Consider the following 18,128-nt stretch of genomic DNA (forward strand, 5'->3'; position numbering starts at 1 on the left):
AGTGTTCTGTACTCATCCAAAAGAGAAAGCCTGCCGGTGGGCAGGCTTATCATACTCACACAATCACTTTTTCGTCGTGCGCCATCTCCGGGTAAGGACTTTTTCCGCTTCAACGATCATGAACATCGCAAACCCGACCAGGAAAGTAATGATCCAGTAGCGGAACGGCAGCGCTTCGGTACCGAACAGCATTTGCATGAACGGCGCATAGACGATCAGAAGCTGAAGCGCCAGCAGCACGCCGCTCACAATCCATATCCCCTTGTTAGCCAGCAGACCTTTACTCAGGGAGAAGCCGTCGGTGACGCGGCAGTTGAGCATGTAAAACCACTGGGCAGTCACCAGCATTTGCAGCAACACCGTGCGAATGAACTCCGGCGAGTAGCCGCGCGGTTGCAGCCAGGCCTCCAGCACAAAGGCGCTTATGGCAATCATCAGGCCGACAAACACCACGCGCCAGATGGCGTAACCGTCCATCACATGCAGGTTAGACTTACGCGGCGGCCGGTTCATGATGTCCTTCTCACCCGCTTCAAACGCCAGGCCAAACGACAGCGTTGCCGAGGTTGCCATGTTCATCCACAGGATCAGTACCGGTGTTAGCGGGATCAGGTTCCCCGCCAGCAGGGCAATAATGATCAGCAGAGCCTGGGCGATGTTGCTGGGGATCACGAACAGAATGGTCTTTTTCAGGTTGTCGTAGACCCGGCGCCCTTCATGGACCGCCCGGGCAATGGTGGCAAAGTTATCGTCCGTTAACACCATGTCGGCGGCTTCTTTGGTGACTTCAGTACCTTTTATCCCCATCGCGATGCCAACATCCGCCCGCTTCAGCGCCGGCGCATCGTTCACGCCGTCCCCGGTCATCCCGACCACTTCCTGTTTACTTTGCAACGCCTGCACCAGGCGGAATTTATCTTCCGGGCTGGTACGGGCAAAGATATCGTATTTTTGCGCCGCCTCGCCCAGCTGATGGTCGTCCATCGCCTCCAGCTCGCGCCCGGTGATGGCGCTCGCCGCGTTGCCAATACCCAACATCTGCCCAATGCTCATCGCCGTTTGCGGATGATCCCCGGTGATCATTTTCACGCGAATGCCCGCCTGTAGGCAGTCGGCAATGGCCGTAATGGCTTCCGGGCGCGGGGGATCCATCATGCCCGCGATGCCGAGCAGAATAACGCCCTCTTGCAGGTCGGCATGGGTTAGCTCGCGCTGGCCGCTGGCGGCCGGCTTCCAGGCCGCAGCCACCATGCGCAACCCTTCGCGCGCATACTCTTCAATCTTCTCTTCCCAGTAGTGCAGGTTGAACGGCTCGAGCCCGCTATGGGTCTGCTGGTGCTGACAAAGACGGAAAAGGACGTCCGGCGCACCGGTGATTAACATTACCTCTTCGTGGCCCAGACGATACAGGGTGGACATGTATTTGTACTGCGAATCGAATGGGATTTTACTGCGCAACTCGGCATCAACTGCTGGAAGCGGAATTTTGGCCGCCAGCACCTTCAGCGCGCCTTCGGTGGGGCCGCCGGTGATTTTCCATAACCCCTGTTCATCTTTGATTAGCTGGCTGTCATTACAGAGATCGACGGTGCGCAGATAGCGCTCTAGCACAGATCCCTGGGTCACGCTGACTGGCGTCGGATCGTCGACAGGGTGAATAGTGCCCACCGGCTCGTAGCTGTCGCCCTCCACGCGGTAGGTGGTGTCCGCGGTAATCACCGCTTTTACCGTCATCTCATTCATGGTCAGGGTGCCGGTTTTATCCGAGCAGATAACCGTCATTGCCCCCAGGGTTTCCACGGTAGGCAGCTTGCGAATAATCGCCTTGCGGCGCGCCATCGCCTGCACGCCCAGCGAGAGGATGATCGAGATAATGGCCGGTAATCCTTCCGGCACCGCCGCCACCGCCAGGCTAATCAGCGACAGCACCAGCTCTGAAACGGGCATATCGCGGAAGATGAGGCTGAAAACAAACAGCGCCAGCATCATGACCAGAATGGTGATGAAAATGGTCTTGCCGAGCTTGTCCATTTGCACCATCAGCGGGGTACGGTGTTTTTCGATGTCCGACATCATCTGGTTGATATGGCCGAGCTCGGTCTCGCCGCCGGTCGCTACCACCAGCCCTTTCCCGCCGCCGGAGCTGACCGTGGTGCCGGAATACAGCAGATTGTAACGGTCGCCTAACGGCAGTTCGCCGCTGAGCGCATCGCTGCTTTTCTCCACCACGGTGGATTCGCCGGTGAGGATAGCCTCTTCCACCCGCAGGTTGTGCGCCTCTATCACGCGAAGGTCGGCAGGAATGCGATCTCCGGCGCGTATAACCACGATGTCTCCCGGAACCAGCGCCGTGGTGGGGATGGTTTCATGGCTGCCCTGCCGGATGACCACCGCCTCGCTGGAGAGCATATTGCGAATACTTTGCAGCGATTTCTCCGCATTGCTCTCCTGAATATGGCCAATCAGGGCGTTAATGACTGCCACCCCGAGAATGACAAACATATCCACCCAGTGTCCCATTATCAGCTTCAGCAGCGCTGCCACCAGCAGAACGTAAATGAGAACATCGTTGAAATGGGCCAGAAAACGCAGCCAGCCGGGTTTACCCGGTTTTTGCGGTAAGGCATTTTCACCATATTTGTCCAGCCTGACGGTGGCTTCCGCACTGCTAAGTCCGTCCAGGCTGGATTGGATATTCGTCAGGGTTTCATCAACGGTCTGTTGATAATACGGACGGTGAGGCTTTTCTGTTATCATCGTTCCTTCCTCGGGTTCTTTTCAGAAATCACCTTGCTTTCATGCCATTAACGAATAACGAAAACAGGAACATGCGCATAACGAACGATACTCGCCGCCTCTGACCCTAATAAGTGGGTTTGAATATTTGGATTGCGCGACCCCACAATAATTGCGCCGGCGTTAAGTTCGTCCGCCAGTTTGATCGCCTCATCACGTATATTCCCGCTGCGAACGTGAAGATGAACGTTTTCTTCCGGCAGGTTGATTTTTTTTACCAGCGCAGCAAGTTTTTCTTTAGCATTATTAACCATATATTCATCCATCTTTCTCGCGTCTGCAATAAAACCGCGAGTCAGTTCAGCCGAGAACTTTGGCATAACGTACAGCAGATGAACGGCACCCGATGCGCTTTGCGCGAGGAACTGGGCATGCTGTAGCGCTTTATCTGACAGCGCTGTTTCGTAAACATCCACCGGCACCAGAATCGTTTTATACATATCAAGCATCCTTTTTATAACCAACACAGCTGTGAGTGAATCAGGAGAGATCGCATCAAACCAGGGGGTATATGCGCGCAGGCCTTTTACGGAAAAAAGGGATGAATGCTATTAAACGTAGCACAGGAATATCAGGTTGTTATTCAAAGCGAATACGCTATCGTCACACGTGTTTCGCCTTAGCCTGCCACGCCACTAATAATGGTTATTTAACATTTATTTATTCACCGACTATGCTCATAGTCAGACATGCAATACATTCATTCATATTTACCCTGTGCCACCTTCTACCTCATGGAGGAATGCATGTACGGTTTAAGCCTGATTCGCCTTGGTTTGTTTATCGCGCTTGCCATTATCGCCAGCACAGCAATCGGTTTATTTACCTATGTGGTCGTCTCGGCCCTGGCAGAATAGCGCCACCCCAGCATTGATGACGAAATAAATAAAACAATTACTATCAGGGGAATACTGTGAAGCGCTACGTCTCTCTTCTGCCCGCTGTGTTATTACTGCTGACGGCGTGCGATCCTAAACCCGATCGCGCCGCACCCCTGCCGAAAATGGTAAAAGTCGCAGAGGTGGTGAAGGCCGGCAACGCGCAGCAGCGCGTCTTTCCCGCCCGTATCGAATCCGGCGACGCTACGGATCTCGCGTTCAAACGTGCAGGGCAGATTGAGATCCTGGACATTCGCCAGGGTGCCGTTGTCAAACAGGGGCAACGGCTCGCCGGTCTTAACGATCGCGAAGCCCGGCAGCGTCTGAACGACAGGCAAACGGCGGCAACCCTGGCGCAGAGGCAATTCGACCGCTTCCAGACGCTGGCGGGACGTCAGGCCGTGTCGAAGGCCGAGATGGATGTCCAGCGCGCCAGCCGCGATTCTGCAAACGCCGCGCTACAGATTGCGCGAGAAGAATTGAGCCAGATGACGCTCGTCGCCCCCTTTAGCGGGACAGCGGCCAGCGTCCATGTGCGAAATCATCAGGTCGTGTCAGCCGGCCAGCCCGTCGTCACATTGACCCGTACAGACCTGCTGGACGTGGTGTTCAACCTTCCAGAAAATCTGTTCAAAACCTTCGATATCCGCAATGCGCAGTACAGACCGGTGGTGAGGATTAATGCCCTGCCCGGGCGTGAGTTCACCGCAGTTTACAAAGAACACTCGGGCAGTAGCGACAGCAACACGCTGACCTGGCAGGTGATTTTAACCATGCCCCGCCCGGATGATTTTCCCGTTGTGGGCGGCGTCAGCGGGACGGTCACCGTCAATTTAACCGACCTTCCGGCGGGCGTGGGCAGCGAGGCGCTGGTGGTGCCGGTTGAGGCGGTCTTTAGCCCGGATAACCAGCCGCGCAATGAGCCGCACGTCTGGGTGGTAACGGGCGAAGGCGAAACGTTGCACCTGGAAGATCGAAAGGTCAGCGTGGGGCAAGTTAGCGCTGAGGGCATCGTCGTCGTCGACGGGCTTAAGGCCGGTGAACGCGTGGTGGCCGCAGGCGTTGGCGAGCTACACGCCAACCAGCCGGTACGCATCTGGACGCGTGAACGGGGACTGTAATGGATATCTCTCGTCAGTTTATCAGTAATCCGGTTCGCGTCTGGCTGACTATTCTGCTGCTGGGCGTGGGCGGCATTATTGCCCTGCTGAATATCGGCAGGCTGGAAGATCCGGCGTTTACCATCAAAACTGCGGTGGTGATCGCCCATTATCCGGGCGCGTCGGCGCAGCAGGTTGAGGAAGAGGTCACCCTGCCGCTGGAAAACGCGCTTCAGCAACTCCCTTACCTCGACAACGTCAGCTCCATCTCTTCCAACGGCCTGTCGCAGATCACGGTCAATATTGCCTCGCGCTACCACTCAGATGAGCTACCGCAAATCTGGGATGAGCTGCGTCGCCGGGTGGGAGATGCCGCCCGACAGTTTCCGCCGGGCGTAGTCGCCCCGTTTGTGAATGACGATTTTGGCGACGTGTTCGGCTTTTTCTTTGCCATTTCCGGGGATGAATTCAGCAATCCGGAACTGGTGCGGTATGCCGAGCAGCTGCGCCGGGAGCTGGTTCTTGTGCCGGGCGTGGGCAAAGTCGCCATTGGGGGTGCCATCACCCAGCAGATTAACGTGGACATCTCTCTGACCAAAATGGCCGCCCGCGGGATAACGCTGAACCAGCTTTCCGGCCTGTTGAGCAGGCTGAACGTGGTCTCCAGCGCCGGAGACATTCCCGCCGGGACCGAGTCCATTCGCCTGCATCCTACCGGGGAATTCGAGAGTATTGACGAGCTTGCCGATCTTATCGTGACCCCGCCCGGCGCTGGGGCGGCTACCCGCTTGCGGGATATTGCCACCCTGTCGCGCGGGCTGGATGCCTCCCCTTCCAGCATCTACCATGCCAACGGCAGAAAAGCCGTCACCATGGGCGTCTCCTTTATCCCCGGCGTAAACGTGATCGACGTGGGGCATGCGCTGGAGGCGAAGCTTGAGCAGATGTCAGCCGAAAAGCCGGCAGGCATCCATATTGACCTGTTTTACGATCAGGCGGCGGAGGTCGGTGATTCCGTTAACGGATTTATCATTAATTTCCTGATGGCGCTGGCGATTGTCGTCGGTGTGTTGCTGATCTTTATGGGCGTACGCAGCGGGATCATTATCGCCTTTTCCCTCGCGCTCAACGTGCTGGGCACGCTGTTGATCATGTATCTCTGGGGCATTGAACTTCAGCGCATTTCGCTGGGGGCGCTGATCATCGCCCTCAGCATGCTGGTCGACAATGCCATCGTGGTTGTCGAAGGGGTACTGATCGCCCGGCAGCAAGGCTCGCCCCTGCTGAGCGCCATTAACCACATTATTCGCCGTTCTGCGCTGCCGCTGCTGGGGGCGACGGTCATCGCCATTCTGGCCTTCGCGCCCGTCGGGCTGTCGCAGGACTCCACTGGCGAATACTGTAAGTCCCTGTTTCAGGTTCTGCTGATTTCGCTCATGCTGAGCTGGTTCTCTGCCCTCACCATTACGCCGGTGCTGATTAAATGGTGGCTGTTTAAACACGACGCTGCGCCGCCAGAGGCCGACAAAACGGACCCCTACAACAAACGCATCTATCGCATTTACCAGGGTTTGCTCAGCGCGCTGTTGCGGCGCAAAGCGCCAACGCTGGTGGTAATGGCCGCACTGCTGGCAGCCGCCATCTGGGGCTTTGGCTCGGTGCGGCAGAACTTCTTCCCCTCTTCCAGCACGCCGATTTTCTTCGTCGACCTCTGGCTCCCTTACGGTACCGACATTAAATGGACCGAGAAGATGACCGCCGATATCGAGAAAACCATCAACGGCCAGCCAGGCGTGGAAACCACGGTCTCGACGATCGGTCAGGGAAGTATGCGTTTTATTTTGACCTACAGCGGACAGCGCCAGTACAGCAACTATGCGCAAATCATGGTGCGGATGGACGACCAGCGTAACATCTCTGCCCTGACCCGCCACGTTGATGAGTACATCGCCCGGAACTATCCGCAGGTTAACGCCAGCACGAAACGGGTGATGTTTGGTCCTTCCGGCGACAGCGCTATTGAAGTGCGTATTAAAGGCCCTGACCCGGACAGGCTGCGCCTGATCGCCAGCCAGGTAGACAACATCCTCACGCGCGATCCGGCCACGGACAGCGTCAGGAACGACTGGCAAAACCGCAGCAAAGTGATCCGCCCGCAGTACGTTACCGCACTGGGCCGCGAGCTTGGCGTGGATAAGCAGGACGTGGATAACGCACTGGAGATGAATTTCTCCGGCAGTCGGGCGGGGCTGTACCGTGAAGGCAGCGATCTGCTGCCCGTGGTGGTGCGCCCGCCGGAAAGCGAGCGGCTGGACGCCAATCACCTGAATAACGTCCTGGTCTGGAGCCAGACCCGGCAGCAGTATATCCCGCTGAGCAACGTCGTCAGCGGCTTCGCGCTGGAGTGGGAAGATCCGCTGATCCTGCGCCGCGACCGCTCCCGCGTGCTGACCGTGCAGACCGATCCCGACCCGCTAAGCCAGCAAACCTCCGGCGATATTCTCGGCCGGGTCAAGCCGCAAATTGATGCGCTCCCCCTGCCCCACGGTTACAGCATCGAGTGGGGCGGGGACGCGGAGAACTCCAGCGAAGCGCAGCAGGGGCTGTTTACCACGTTGCCGCTCGGTTATCTGGTGATGTTTGTGATCACGGTGCTGATGTTCAGCTCGGTGAAAAACGCTGTCGCTATCTGGCTAACCGTGCCGCTGACGCTGATCGGCGTGACGCCGGGGTTTTTACTGACAGGGATCCCCTTTGGCTTTATGGCGCTGATTGGCCTGTTGAGCCTGAGCGGGATGCTGATCCGCAACGGCATTGTGCTGGTAGAGGAGATAGAACAGCAGAAAACGCAGCAGGATCAGCACAGCGCGATTGTTTACGCCGCCACCTCGCGCCTGCGCCCCATCCTGCTCACCGCCTTTACCACCGTGCTCGGGCTCGCTCCTCTGCTGCTGGATGTGTTCTTCCAGAGCATGGCCGTTGTGATTATGTTTGGACTTGGGTTTGCTACAATCCTGACGCTGCTGGTACTCCCGGTAATTTACGCGTGTTTCCATCGTAAGGACGAAGCTGAACAACAATGAATGCGACAGGGCTGAACATCATCAAGACGCTGGGCTGTATGACGGCGGTGACCTTCTTCACCATCTACAATACCTGGGATCGGTACGATTATGACTATCACTGGATCCTCGGCTTTTTAACGTTTATCTCGACCATTGCCACGCCGCTGTTTTTTGTAGTGGCGGGCTATCTGGATGGACAATCCCGCCATGGCACCCGCTGGCAGCTTGATAAGATCAAAAGCCTGGTGATCGTCTTTCTGTTCTGGGTGACCATTTATTACCTGTGGGAGCCCTATCAGCGCGGGTATCTGATCCAGCCCTGGTTCGTGTTCGCGTTTATCGTGATTTACACATTTCATCCGGTGGTGGAGTGGCTCAGCCAGCGGCGAACGCTTTTCGTTGGGGTGATTGCCGCCCTGCTGCTTTTCTCCTATGGGTACGATTTGCTGTCAGCGCTCTATCCTGACGTTCATCTCCTTTCGCTGTCGCCGCAGTATCGCCTGTGGACGTGGCTGCTGTTTTATCTGACGGGACAACTCTTTTGCGATCCGCACATCGCGGCGTGGATCGGCCGCAAAAACGTGGTCAGGGCAGCGGTGATTGCCATCCCGTTTATCTATCTGTTCACGTGGTTTTATGAGCGGCACTTCTTTTTCGCCCTGTTTAAAGCGGACAGAAACGCCTTTATCCTCACCGGATCGCAAATCTACATTCTGATTATCGCCCTGGTGATTGCGGCCAACGGCGTGCGCTTTCGCCGCAATGCGGAGTTTAAGGAGTCCGTGCTGGCCGCCATTAGCAAAACGATGACCGGGGTCTATATTATGCACTATTCGGTGTTTCACCTGCTGACGGCGCTCATTCCGGTGACGTCTCTGAGCATCAAGCTGGCCCTGATTGTGCTCACCTTTATTACGTCGGTCCTGTTTTCGTTGCTCATCCTCTCCAACGCGGTGGCCAAAAAGGTCATTACCCTTTAAAAGCCCAGGCGCAGCCAGGCAAACAGCACGTTGCCGTTGTTGTAGGTGCCGGGGATATAGGTGAACTGGACGGTAACGCGCTTGTATCCGGCTGAGAACAGGGGGAAGATAAACGGCAGCGGTACGTAGTTAGCAAAGTCGTCGCGCGCGGTGATCCCCGCCGCGGCGCCCAGCCCCAGACGGAAATCTTTCGCGTTATCCATATACCAGCCCTTCTCCCAGCCGTAGCCCATCGCGGGCTGCCACTCGTTGTGGGAATCTTTAAACATCATGGCGAAGAGTGCGCTCCAGTTGCCCTCATCGTTGTAACGAGACACGCCCAGCCCTCCGCCCCACGGCATTTCGTTGTAGTTGTCCGTTTTCTCTTTGTCATACATGAAGCGGGCGTGCCAGCTCAGAAAAGGCAGGTAGAGATCGTAACGCTCTGGCTGTTCCCAGGTCTGGGAAATATCGTCCGTTATCGCATCCCACCAGCGGTGAATGCGCTGTTCGCCATAGACTTTCGGCTCCGCATGCAGCGGCGAAGCCACCAAAAACAGGACTACCCAGAGTGCAGGAAAGAGGCGTTTCATCGTTATTCCCTCAGCTTACGTCACGTAGCGATCACTATTACTGTAAACCATTCAGCCCTAACCGGAGCCAAACAAGCTGATTTATATTGGGCCCGGTTAAGATGAAATTTATTTATTCAGCGCTTTCAGGAAAGATAAAAACGTTTTCTCTGGCCGCCCGTCGCGGTAGTCTCATACCTTCCGTCACGATGACGGCCGCAATGTGAGTGACCTTTTCTTATACCAATAATTAAAAATCAGTACAGACAGGACAACTATGGACTCCACCCTCATCTCCACTCGCCGCAGCGAGGAGACGCCTTCGCTGAACCGCGCCCGTCGCGCCGCCTTAGGTAGCTTCGCAGGCGCCGTCGTCGACTGGTATGACTTTCTGCTCTACGGTATTACCGCTGCGCTGGTATTTAACCGCGAATTTTTCCCCCAGATTAGCCCCGCCATGGGCACGCTCGCCGCGTTTGCCACCTTTGGCGTCGGTTTTCTGTTTCGTCCGCTGGGAGGAATTATTTTCGGACACTTCGGTGACCGCCTTGGCCGGAAACGGATGCTGATGCTCACCGTCTGGATGATGGGCATTGCCACCGCACTTATCGGTATTTTGCCTTCATTTGCGTCGATTGGCTGGTGGGCCCCGGTGTTGCTGGTGACATTGCGCGCCATTCAGGGCTTTGCCGTCGGCGGTGAATGGGGCGGCGCGGCATTGCTGTCCGTGGAAAGCGCGCCGAAGCACAGGAAAGCGTTTTACAGCAGCGGCGTGCAGGTGGGTTATGGCGTGGGGCTACTGCTTTCCACCGGCCTGGTGTCGCTCATTAGCCAGCTCACGACAGACGAGCAGTTCCTGAGCTGGGGCTGGCGCATTCCGTTTATTTTCAGCATTGTGCTGGTCATCGCGGCCCTGTGGATCCGCAATGGCATGGAAGAGTCGGCTGAGTTTGAGCAGCAGCAGCGCGAAAAACCGGTCGCGAAAAAAAGGCTGCCGGTGATGGAAGCGCTGGTGCAGCACCCTGGCGCTTTTCTGAAAATCATCGCCCTGCGCCTGTGCGAACTGCTGACCATGTATATCGTCACCGCCTTCGCCCTGAACTACTCCACCCAGAACCTCGGCCTGCCGCGTGAGCTGTTTCTGAACATTGGCCTGGTGGTGGGCGGGATCAGCTGCCTGACCATCCCCTGCTTCGCCTGGCTCGCGGACCGGTTTGGCCGCCGCCGGGTTTACATCACGGGCGCGCTTATCGGCACGCTCAGCGCCTGGCCGTTCTTTATGGCACTGGAGGCGCAGTCGGTGTTCTGGATCGTCTTCTTCGCCATCATGCTCGCCAACATCGCCCACGATATGGTGGTGTGCGTGCAGCAGCCGATGTTTACCGAGCTGTTCGGCGCCAGCTACCGCTACAGCGGCGCGGGCGTGGGATATCAGGTGGCGAGCGTGGTCGGCGGCGGGTTTACGCCGTTTATCGCCGCCGCGCTGGTCACCTTCTCCGGCGGGAACTGGCACAGCGTGGCGATTTATCTGCTGGCAGGCTGCCTGCTCTCCGCCGCGACCGCTTTGTTCATGAAGGAAACGCGCTAGACAGATCTCCTCACTTTAGTTTCACGGGCGTGTGACATACTATCGGGTATCGCCGCACACCTGTGGAACAAGGAGACAGACATGAATAATAAGGGCTCCAGCCTGACCCCGGCTCAGGCGCTGGAAAAACTCGACGCGCTGTATGAGCAGTCCGTCAACGCACTGCGCAGCGCCATCAGTGAATATATCGAAACAGGGAAACTTCCCGATGAAAAGGCCAGAACTCAGGGCCTTTTCGTTTATCCATCGCTCTCTGTCACCTGGGACGGCAGCGCCAGCAGCAATCCGAAAACCCGCGCCTATGCACGTTTTACCCACTCCGGCTGTTACAGCACGACCATCACGCGCCCTGCGCTGTTCCGCCCCTACCTGGAAGAACAGCTCACTTTGCTGTATCAGGATTACGGCGCGCATATATCCGTGGAACCGTCGCTGCACGAAATCCCTTACCCGTACGTGATTGACGGCTCGGCGCTGACGCTGGACCGCTCCATGAGCGCGGGGCTGACGCGCCACTTCCCGACCACCGAGCTTTCGCAGATTGGCGACGAGACGGCGGACGGAATTTATCACCCGGCAGAATTCTCGCCGCTCTCACACTTTGACGCCCGCCGCGTGGATTTTTCGCTGGCGCGCCTGCGCCACTACACCGGCACCCCAGCCGAGCATTTCCAGCCGTTCGTGCTGTTTACCAACTACACCCGCTACGTGGACGAGTTTGTTCGCTGGGGCTGTAGCCAGATCCTCGATCCGGACAGCCCTTACGTCGCCCTCTCCTGCGCGGGCGGGATCTGGATCACCGCTGAAACCGAAGCGCCGGAGCAGGCCATTTCTGACCTGGCGTGGAAAAAGCACCAGATGCCGGCCTGGCACCTGATCACCGCCGACGGCCAGGGCATTACGCTGATTAATATTGGCGTTGGGCCGTCGAACGCGAAAACCATCTGCGACCACCTGGCGGTTCTGCGCCCGGACGTCTGGCTGATGATTGGCCACTGCGGCGGCCTGCGAGAAAGCCAGCTGATTGGGGATTACGTTCTCGCCCACGCGTACCTGCGCGACGACCACGTCCTTGACGCGGTTCTGCCGCCGGACATTCCTATCCCGAGCATCGCAGAAGTCCAGCGCGCCCTGTATGACGCCACTAAAGAGGTGAGCGGTATGCCGGGTGAAGAGGTGAAGCAGCGCCTGCGCACCGGCACGGTGGTCACTACCGACGATCGTAACTGGGAGCTGCGTTATTCCGCCTCCGCCCTGCGCTTTAACCTCAGCCGCGCGGTGGCGATCGATATGGAAAGTGCCACCATTGCGGCGCAGGGCTACCGCTTCCGCGTGCCTTACGGCACGCTGCTGTGCGTGTCCGATAAACCGCTGCACGGCGAGATCAAGCTGCCGGGCCAGGCGAACCGTTTTTATGAAGGGGCGATCTCAGAGCATCTTCAGATTGGTATTCGCGCTATAGATTTACTGCGTGCCGAGGGCGATAAACTGCACTCCCGCAAGCTGCGCACCTTTAATGAGCCACCGTTCCGCTGATAACAAGGACACACCACTCACCCGGCCTGGGATTCGTAGGTCGGGTAAGCGGAGCGCCACCCGACAAACTTACCGAACGCAGAAAAGCAAAAAGCCTGCTATAAAAGCAGGCTTTTCAAATTTGGCTCCTCTGACTGGACTCGAACCAGTGACATACGGATTAACAGTCCGCCGTTCTACCGACTGAACTACAGAGGAATCGTGTGAACGGGGCGCATATTATCGATGCGCCCTGAGGATGTCAAAGGGTGAATGCAGATTTTCAATCGTTTGCCGATTTATTCTCCACTTCGCGCATTTGTCAGGCGTTTGCGCTTTCCGAAACCGCCTGTTCTGCTTTTTTTCGCGGATATTTCCACAGCCAGCGTCCACTCACCATGCGCCAGTAGAACAGCGCGCCGCGCACGGCCCAGTCAAGGAACATTCCCAGCCAGACGCCGACCACGCCCATGCCTAGCATCACCCCCAGCGTATAGCCCGCCACGACGCGGCAGCCCCACATGCCGAGCATAGAGACCCACATGGCAAAGCGGGCGTCGCGCGCCCCTTTCAGCCCGGCAGGAAGTACCCAGGACGCGGCCCAGATCGGCATAAACGCCGCGTTGAGCCAAATCAGCACCTTCACGACCTCTTTTACGTCGTTTTCGTGGGTATAAAACGAGGCCATCAGTCCGGCAAACGGCGCGGTGCCCCACGCAATCGCGGTCAGCCCGATGGTTGAAAGCCAGAAGACGTGGCGAAGCTGCCGTTCCGCCTGCCCTATCTGCCCCTTGCCGAGGCGTTTACCGGTAATAATGGTCGACGCCGAGCCCAGCGCGTTACCCGGCAGGTTAATCAGCGAGGCGATGGAGAAGGCTATAAAGTTGCCGGCGATGACGTCCGTGCCCATCCCGGCAACAAACATCTGCGTCAGCAGTTTCCCGCCGTTAAACAGCACGGATTCGATGCTGGCTGGGATCCCAATACCCATCACTTCCCAGATAATGGCGAAATTAAGCGGACGGAAATAGCTTTTTAGCGTCAGGCGCAGCGACGGCGTGATGCCTGCCATCAGGACGCCAATTATCGCCGCCGCACCAATATAGCGGGAAATCGTCAGCCCTAAACCGGCACCGACAAAGCCCAGGCCATCCCAGGAGAAGACGCCGTAAATCAAAATACTGCTGATGATAATGTTCAGGATGTTCATCCCACCGTTTATCAGCAGCGGAATTTTGGTATTGCCCGCACCACGAAGCGCGCCGCTGCCAATCAGCGCGATGGCTGCCGCCGGATAGCTTAGCACCGTCAGTTCAAGGTAGGTGAGCGCCAGCGCCTTCACCTCACCGGTCGCTTCGCCGGCGACGATATCGATGATCTCTTTCCCGTAGTAATGAATAACAGCCGCAAGAACGATCGAGAAAATCGTCATGATCATCAGCGACTGTCTGGCCGCTTCCCGGGCGCGTTTCGGATCGAGTTTGCCGAGGCTAAACGCTACCACAACCGTCGTCCCAAGATCGATGGCGGCAAAGAAGGACATCACCACCATGTTGAAACTGTCCGCCAGCCCTACCCCGGCCATCGCTTCTTTGCCGAGCCAGCTCACCAGGAAGGTGCTGAGAACGCCCATCAGCAGGACACAGGTATTCTCCAGGAAAATAGGCACGGCAAGGGGGGTGATTTCACGCCAGAACAGAACTCGATAACTTTTACGTTTGGCATACCAGGGCGTGCGCATAATCGCCTGGCGTATGGGTGCGGTGACGTTCAAAATGGACCTTAGCGAGAAAGTTGAAACTCCATTTCAAATGATGGGGCAGAAATGCATATCCTGCAAAGTATTTTCCATTAAATTATGTCTGAAATGGCAACAAAATGACGACAGAATCATCAATCAGTCACTTTTGCCTAAGATGAGGTTTGACAAAAGTTTTTTCGCCGCTAAGATAAGCCTCCACAACGATTCCTCTGTAGTTCAGTCGGTAGAACGGCGGACTGTTAATCCGTATGTCACTGGTTCGAGTCCAGTCAGAGGAGCCACATTTAAAAAGCCTGCTTTCAAAGCAGGCTTTTTGCTTTTCTGCGTTCGGTAAAATTGTCGGGTGGCGGCTACGCCTTACCCGACCTACGGAATCGCAGACCCGGTAAGCGCAACGCCACCGGGCAACAGATTGCGCGATTACTCGCCTTTAGCGTCGACGTTTTTGATTTCGCCCATCACCTTCAGCTTTTTGGAGATATCGCGACGCTCTTTGGACAGCTCAGCATTTTTGATGATGTAGTCATCAACGCGATCTTCGTAATCGCTCTTCATGCTGGCGATGATGCCCTGAATAGCTTCAACGCTCATCCCCGGCTTGATGTAGTCGCTCAGGTTGTCCAGCAGCAGGACACGTTTCTGGTTGTCACGGATCTTCTTCTCTACGTCCTGGATTTCACGCTGTAGCTTGTTTTTACGGCGGAACAGGCGGACGAACTCCAGAACATCCTGGAACGAAGGCTTAATAGTTTCCATTTTTACACCCCTGATAATGTGAGATTCGGATTCGTTAAGGCAACCGTTTTAACAGACAGCGGCTGCGAATGACAATGAGTATATCGTTTAAAACCATCATAACCCTAATTGCTGCTGAATCGAAGCAGCAGGCATCACGTACGCTTTTTATTTGCGCAGTGCCCGGCAAATCAGCTGCGATAATAATTCCAGCTGTCGTGCCAGCTCCATACTCAGCCAGACATAGCCGTGGATCGGCGTTTCCGCCACATTGTCGGCCTGACGCTCATTCATCAGCTGTTTCAGCTCGGCGACGATTTCGTTCAGCCGCTCGCTGTTTGCCCGTATCGGCTGTGGATTCCCTTCGTAGAGCGCATGGGCGATGGTCAACAGGGTTTGCTGCGTCATCTGCTGCGTCTCTTTCAGCGTATGCGCGTTGAGCATCAGAAAGTGACTGGGGCGTGAAGCCCAGTGGGCATTGATTTGCAGTTCAAGCATACAGACCAGATTACGGCTGACCGTCTGAATGGCTTCAAAAATGGCTTTCTGGATATGCGTTTCTTTGCTTGCCGGGGTAATCAACCCGCGCATTTTGACCACGTCATTGAGGATTTTTTGCAGGTGCTTTTCCAGCCGCGGGCGTTCGATCAGATTCGGCGAAAACCCGGCCTGGTAGACGCGGTTAAATGCCGTGACGTAGTTTGCCATCTGAATGCGCCAGTGCAGGAAGGCGCGCTGCGGCCAGATGCCGGTAAACAGCATGGCGAGCAACGAGCCGAGGATAACGTCCCCGCTTCGCCACAGTGCGGTGGTCATATCACCCGCCGGCGCGCCGACCACAACAGCAAGCGTAATGCCAATCAACAACGCCTGATACGGCCTCTTGCCCAGCGCCAGCCACCCACAAAGAAACATCGCCCCCGCGCACCATAGCAACATGATCGGGAATGAAATCAGCTCCAGCTTCAGGGCGATAAGCCCAAGCGCCGAGCCTAAAACGGTGCCGCCTATGCGTTCGAGGGCACGAGGAACCACGTTCCCCCAGAATGAGATCGGCCCCATCACCACCACCAGCGTGATCAGCGGCCACGTTCCTTCCGGGATATCCAGCAAACGAACCAGTACGAAGGTCAACACAAACGCCAGCGCAATGCGGCAACCGTGCACCACGCGATAATGTTTGTATAACCGAATTTCAAATGGGGTTAATGACTTGTCGGGGCGCACACCCGTCTCCAGCTTTACGGCAAACCACAATTGTACTGTGTTTTGAGGCGGGTGGATCGCACCCGCCTCAAAAACCCTGCGTTTCGCAGGTTTATCCCACCTTGTGTTCTACCGGTACAAACATCTCAATGTCCCAGTAGCCGTCTGCATTGCCATCATTCAGATAACGTTCGAAGCACGGTTTTGGCGCAATCTGGTAGGCGTTGTCCTGGAGAAGGGAGTTGAAGAACTGGTTCCAGGGGGTGGCAAAATCATGATTTTCCACACGGGCAGCGGCGATAGCATAATCCCCGGCAGCGATTTCGGTCATCATCACCCCTTCGCTGTTCTCAGGTACAGTGAAATCATCAGGGACCGTGACGGCGGTATCGCAGCGGAGCTTTTCCGCCGGCACGTCATCCGGGTTGTCGTAATAAACGGCTACCCATTCCTGCGGCTGAATATGACGCCCGTCTACCCACATGACAAGCTGTTCGAACCCCTGCTTGACCGTTTTTTCCCACGGCCCCACGAGATGAAAACCTGCAATTTTACGTTTCTGTTGCTGCCTGACGCTGTAGTCCATGCTGCCTCCGTTTATCACTGTATATACATACACCATAAAACAGAATCGCGATTATCGGCAAACCGGGAGTGTTTATTATGCGAGCAGACTCGCAACACTGCCAGTCTGCCCGAAAGGTTAGAGCTTATGATGCAGATAATCACCGAGACGGGAGAAAAGGCCGCCCTTTTCAACGCTTTCCTGCGTAACCAGAGGCCAGTGCGCAACCACCTTGTCGCGATCGTACAGCTGGATCTCCCCTACCCGCTGGTGCGCGGCAATTGGCGCTTCCAGCTCTTTTTTATCCATCACGTATTTTGCCTTAATATTCGGCACTTCCGTTTTGGGCAGTGCCAGCCAGAAGTCCTGATCCGTGCCCAGTGCGATCTGCTCTTTATCGCCGTACCAGATGCGTTCAGTACCTACTTTTTTGCCGTTATGCAGGATCTGCACCGTATCGAAATTTTGCTGTCCCCAGTGCAACAGCTTGCGCGCCTGATCTTCACGCCCTTTCGGGCTGTCTGCGCCCATCACCACCGCAATCAGCCGACGCTGACCGTCCACCGCGGAGGCAATCAGGTTGAAGCCCGCGCCCGATGTGTGCCCCGTTTTCAGGCCATCCACATTCATGGTCTTATCCCACAGCAGCCCGTTACGGTTCTGCTGGGTAATGCCGTTCCAGGTCAGGCTTTTCTCGCTGTACATGTGGTAGAACTCAGGTTCGCCGTGAATGATGGCACGGGAAAGCACGGCGAGATCGTAAGCGGAGCTGTGCTGACCCGGTGCATCCAGCCCGTGTACGGTTTCGAAGTGGGTATCGCGCAGGTTCAGCTTTTCGACGTAGTCATTCATCATCCTGACGAACTGCGGCTGACCGCCCGCCACGTGATCCGCCAGCGCTACGCAGGCATCATTGCCGGAATCAACAATCAGGCCGCGGCTGAGATCGCGCACGGAAACCCGGTCGCCCTCCTTCAGAAACATCAGCGATGAACCGTCAAAGACCGGATTGCCTTTTGCCCAGGCGTCACGTCCGACCGTCACAATGTCATCGGGGCTGATACGGTGGCTGTCAATGGCGCGATCGACAACGTACCCCGTCATCAGTTTGGTCAGGCTCGCCGGATTGCGCTGCTGATGTTCGTTGCCCGCCGTTAAAATTTGACCCGTGGTGTAATCCATCAGTACCCAGGATCCTGCCTGAATGGCAGGCGGCTGAGGTGAAAAATCCAGCGGCTCGGCGGCCAGCGCGGATGAAATACTCGAAGCGAGTAAAGAAACAGCAATAAACAGACGGCGTTTCAACGGTATATCCTCAGGTCAGTAAAAATCGATGACCTTTTTACGGCAGTTCTGATGTCGTTACCTGCCTTAATTGCAAAAAAAT

General features: G+C 56.3%; 13 protein-coding genes and 2 tRNA genes. 6 read left to right on the forward strand and 9 right to left on the reverse strand.

The window, feature by feature from the left end; translation table 11 throughout:
• Positions 1 to 63 precede the first annotated feature (63 nt).
• Together A3466_RS08535 and A3466_RS08540 are read right to left on the reverse strand one after the other, a co-directional pair.
• Positions 64 to 2,757: a cation-transporting P-type ATPase gene (locus A3466_RS08535; protein ID WP_063450209.1), complete on the reverse strand. Its 2,694-nt coding sequence runs from the start codon at positions 2,755 to 2,757 to the stop codon at positions 64 to 66.
• A gap of 47 nt (positions 2,758 to 2,804) precedes the next feature.
• Positions 2,805 to 3,236, reverse strand: coding sequence for a universal stress protein (locus tag A3466_RS08540; protein WP_063450210.1), 432 nt, complete (start codon positions 3,234 to 3,236; stop codon positions 2,805 to 2,807).
• 473 nt (positions 3,237 to 3,709) lie between these two features.
• Between A3466_RS08540 and A3466_RS08545 the strand changes: the two genes are divergently transcribed.
• From A3466_RS08545 to A3466_RS08555, 3 genes are read left to right on the forward strand one after another with little or no spacing between them, the layout of a single operon-like run.
• The gene (locus tag A3466_RS08545) at positions 3,710 to 4,795 is read left to right on the forward strand and encodes an efflux RND transporter periplasmic adaptor subunit (RefSeq protein WP_063450211.1); all 1,086 of its coding nucleotides are present in this window, start codon (positions 3,710 to 3,712) and stop codon (positions 4,793 to 4,795) included.
• The gene (locus A3466_RS08550; RefSeq protein WP_063450212.1) at positions 4,795 to 7,857 is read left to right on the forward strand and encodes an efflux RND transporter permease subunit; all 3,063 of its coding nucleotides are present in this window, start codon (positions 4,795 to 4,797) and stop codon (positions 7,855 to 7,857) included. Before A3466_RS08545 ends, A3466_RS08550 begins: the two co-directional genes overlap by 1 nt.
• Positions 7,858 to 7,895: 38 nt before the next feature.
• A complete protein-coding gene (locus A3466_RS08555) occupies positions 7,896 to 8,819 on the forward strand; it encodes an acyltransferase (RefSeq protein ID WP_165602751.1) in 924 nt (307 codons plus the stop codon).
• Here A3466_RS08555 and pagP read toward each other — a convergent pair.
• Positions 8,816 to 9,391, reverse strand: a complete 576-nt coding sequence (gene pagP / locus A3466_RS08560; RefSeq protein ID WP_063450214.1) for a lipid IV(A) palmitoyltransferase PagP — start codon at positions 9,389 to 9,391, stop codon at positions 8,816 to 8,818. The genes A3466_RS08555 and pagP overlap by 4 nt on opposite strands.
• 256 nt (positions 9,392 to 9,647) lie before the next feature.
• Here pagP and shiA point away from each other — a divergent pair, with 256 nt between their 5' ends.
• Entirely contained in the window at positions 9,648 to 10,958 is a 1,311-nt protein-coding gene (gene shiA / locus A3466_RS08565) for a shikimate transporter (RefSeq protein ID WP_063450215.1), read from the forward strand.
• A gap of 81 nt (positions 10,959 to 11,039) precedes the next feature.
• Positions 11,040 to 12,494 (forward strand): AMP nucleosidase, encoded by a 1,455-nt coding sequence (locus A3466_RS08570; protein WP_063450216.1) that lies wholly within the window; start codon positions 11,040 to 11,042, stop codon positions 12,492 to 12,494.
• Positions 12,495 to 12,616: 122 nt separating this feature from the next.
• Here the strand turns inward: A3466_RS08570 and A3466_RS08575 are convergent.
• Positions 12,617 to 12,692, reverse strand: a tRNA-Asn gene (locus A3466_RS08575).
• Between the two features lie 103 nt (positions 12,693 to 12,795).
• Positions 12,796 to 14,250, reverse strand: coding sequence for a multidrug efflux MATE transporter EmmdR (emmdR, locus tag A3466_RS08580; protein ID WP_245167743.1), 1,455 nt, complete (start codon positions 14,248 to 14,250; stop codon positions 12,796 to 12,798).
• Between the two features lie 190 nt (positions 14,251 to 14,440).
• Here emmdR and A3466_RS08585 point away from each other — a divergent pair.
• Positions 14,441 to 14,516 (forward strand) — tRNA-Asn (locus tag A3466_RS08585).
• A 139-nt stretch (positions 14,517 to 14,655) separates the two neighbouring features.
• On the opposite strand, the gene A3466_RS08590 is transcribed toward A3466_RS08585, so the two are convergent.
• The 4 genes from A3466_RS08590 to dacD all read right to left on the reverse strand — a co-directional run bounded on the left by A3466_RS08590 (position 14,656) and on the right by dacD (position 18,052).
• Positions 14,656 to 14,991: a DUF496 family protein gene (locus A3466_RS08590; RefSeq protein ID WP_063450218.1), complete on the reverse strand. Its 336-nt coding sequence runs from the start codon at positions 14,989 to 14,991 to the stop codon at positions 14,656 to 14,658.
• A 147-nt stretch (positions 14,992 to 15,138) separates the two neighbouring features.
• Positions 15,139 to 16,197, reverse strand: a complete 1,059-nt coding sequence (locus A3466_RS08595) for an FUSC family protein (RefSeq protein WP_063450219.1) — start codon at positions 16,195 to 16,197, stop codon at positions 15,139 to 15,141.
• A gap of 91 nt (positions 16,198 to 16,288) precedes the next feature.
• Entirely contained in the window at positions 16,289 to 16,762 is a 474-nt protein-coding gene (sbmC, locus tag A3466_RS08600) for a DNA gyrase inhibitor SbmC (protein ID WP_063450220.1), read from the reverse strand.
• A 117-nt stretch (positions 16,763 to 16,879) separates the two neighbouring features.
• Positions 16,880 to 18,052, reverse strand: a complete 1,173-nt coding sequence (gene dacD / locus A3466_RS08605) for a serine-type D-Ala-D-Ala carboxypeptidase DacD (protein WP_165602752.1) — start codon at positions 18,050 to 18,052, stop codon at positions 16,880 to 16,882.
• Between the last annotated feature and the right edge of the window lie 76 nt (positions 18,053 to 18,128).

The sequence above is a fragment of the Enterobacter genomosp. S genome (assembly GCF_001631805.1).
GTDB lineage: Bacteria > Pseudomonadota > Gammaproteobacteria > Enterobacterales > Enterobacteriaceae > Enterobacter > Enterobacter quasihormaechei.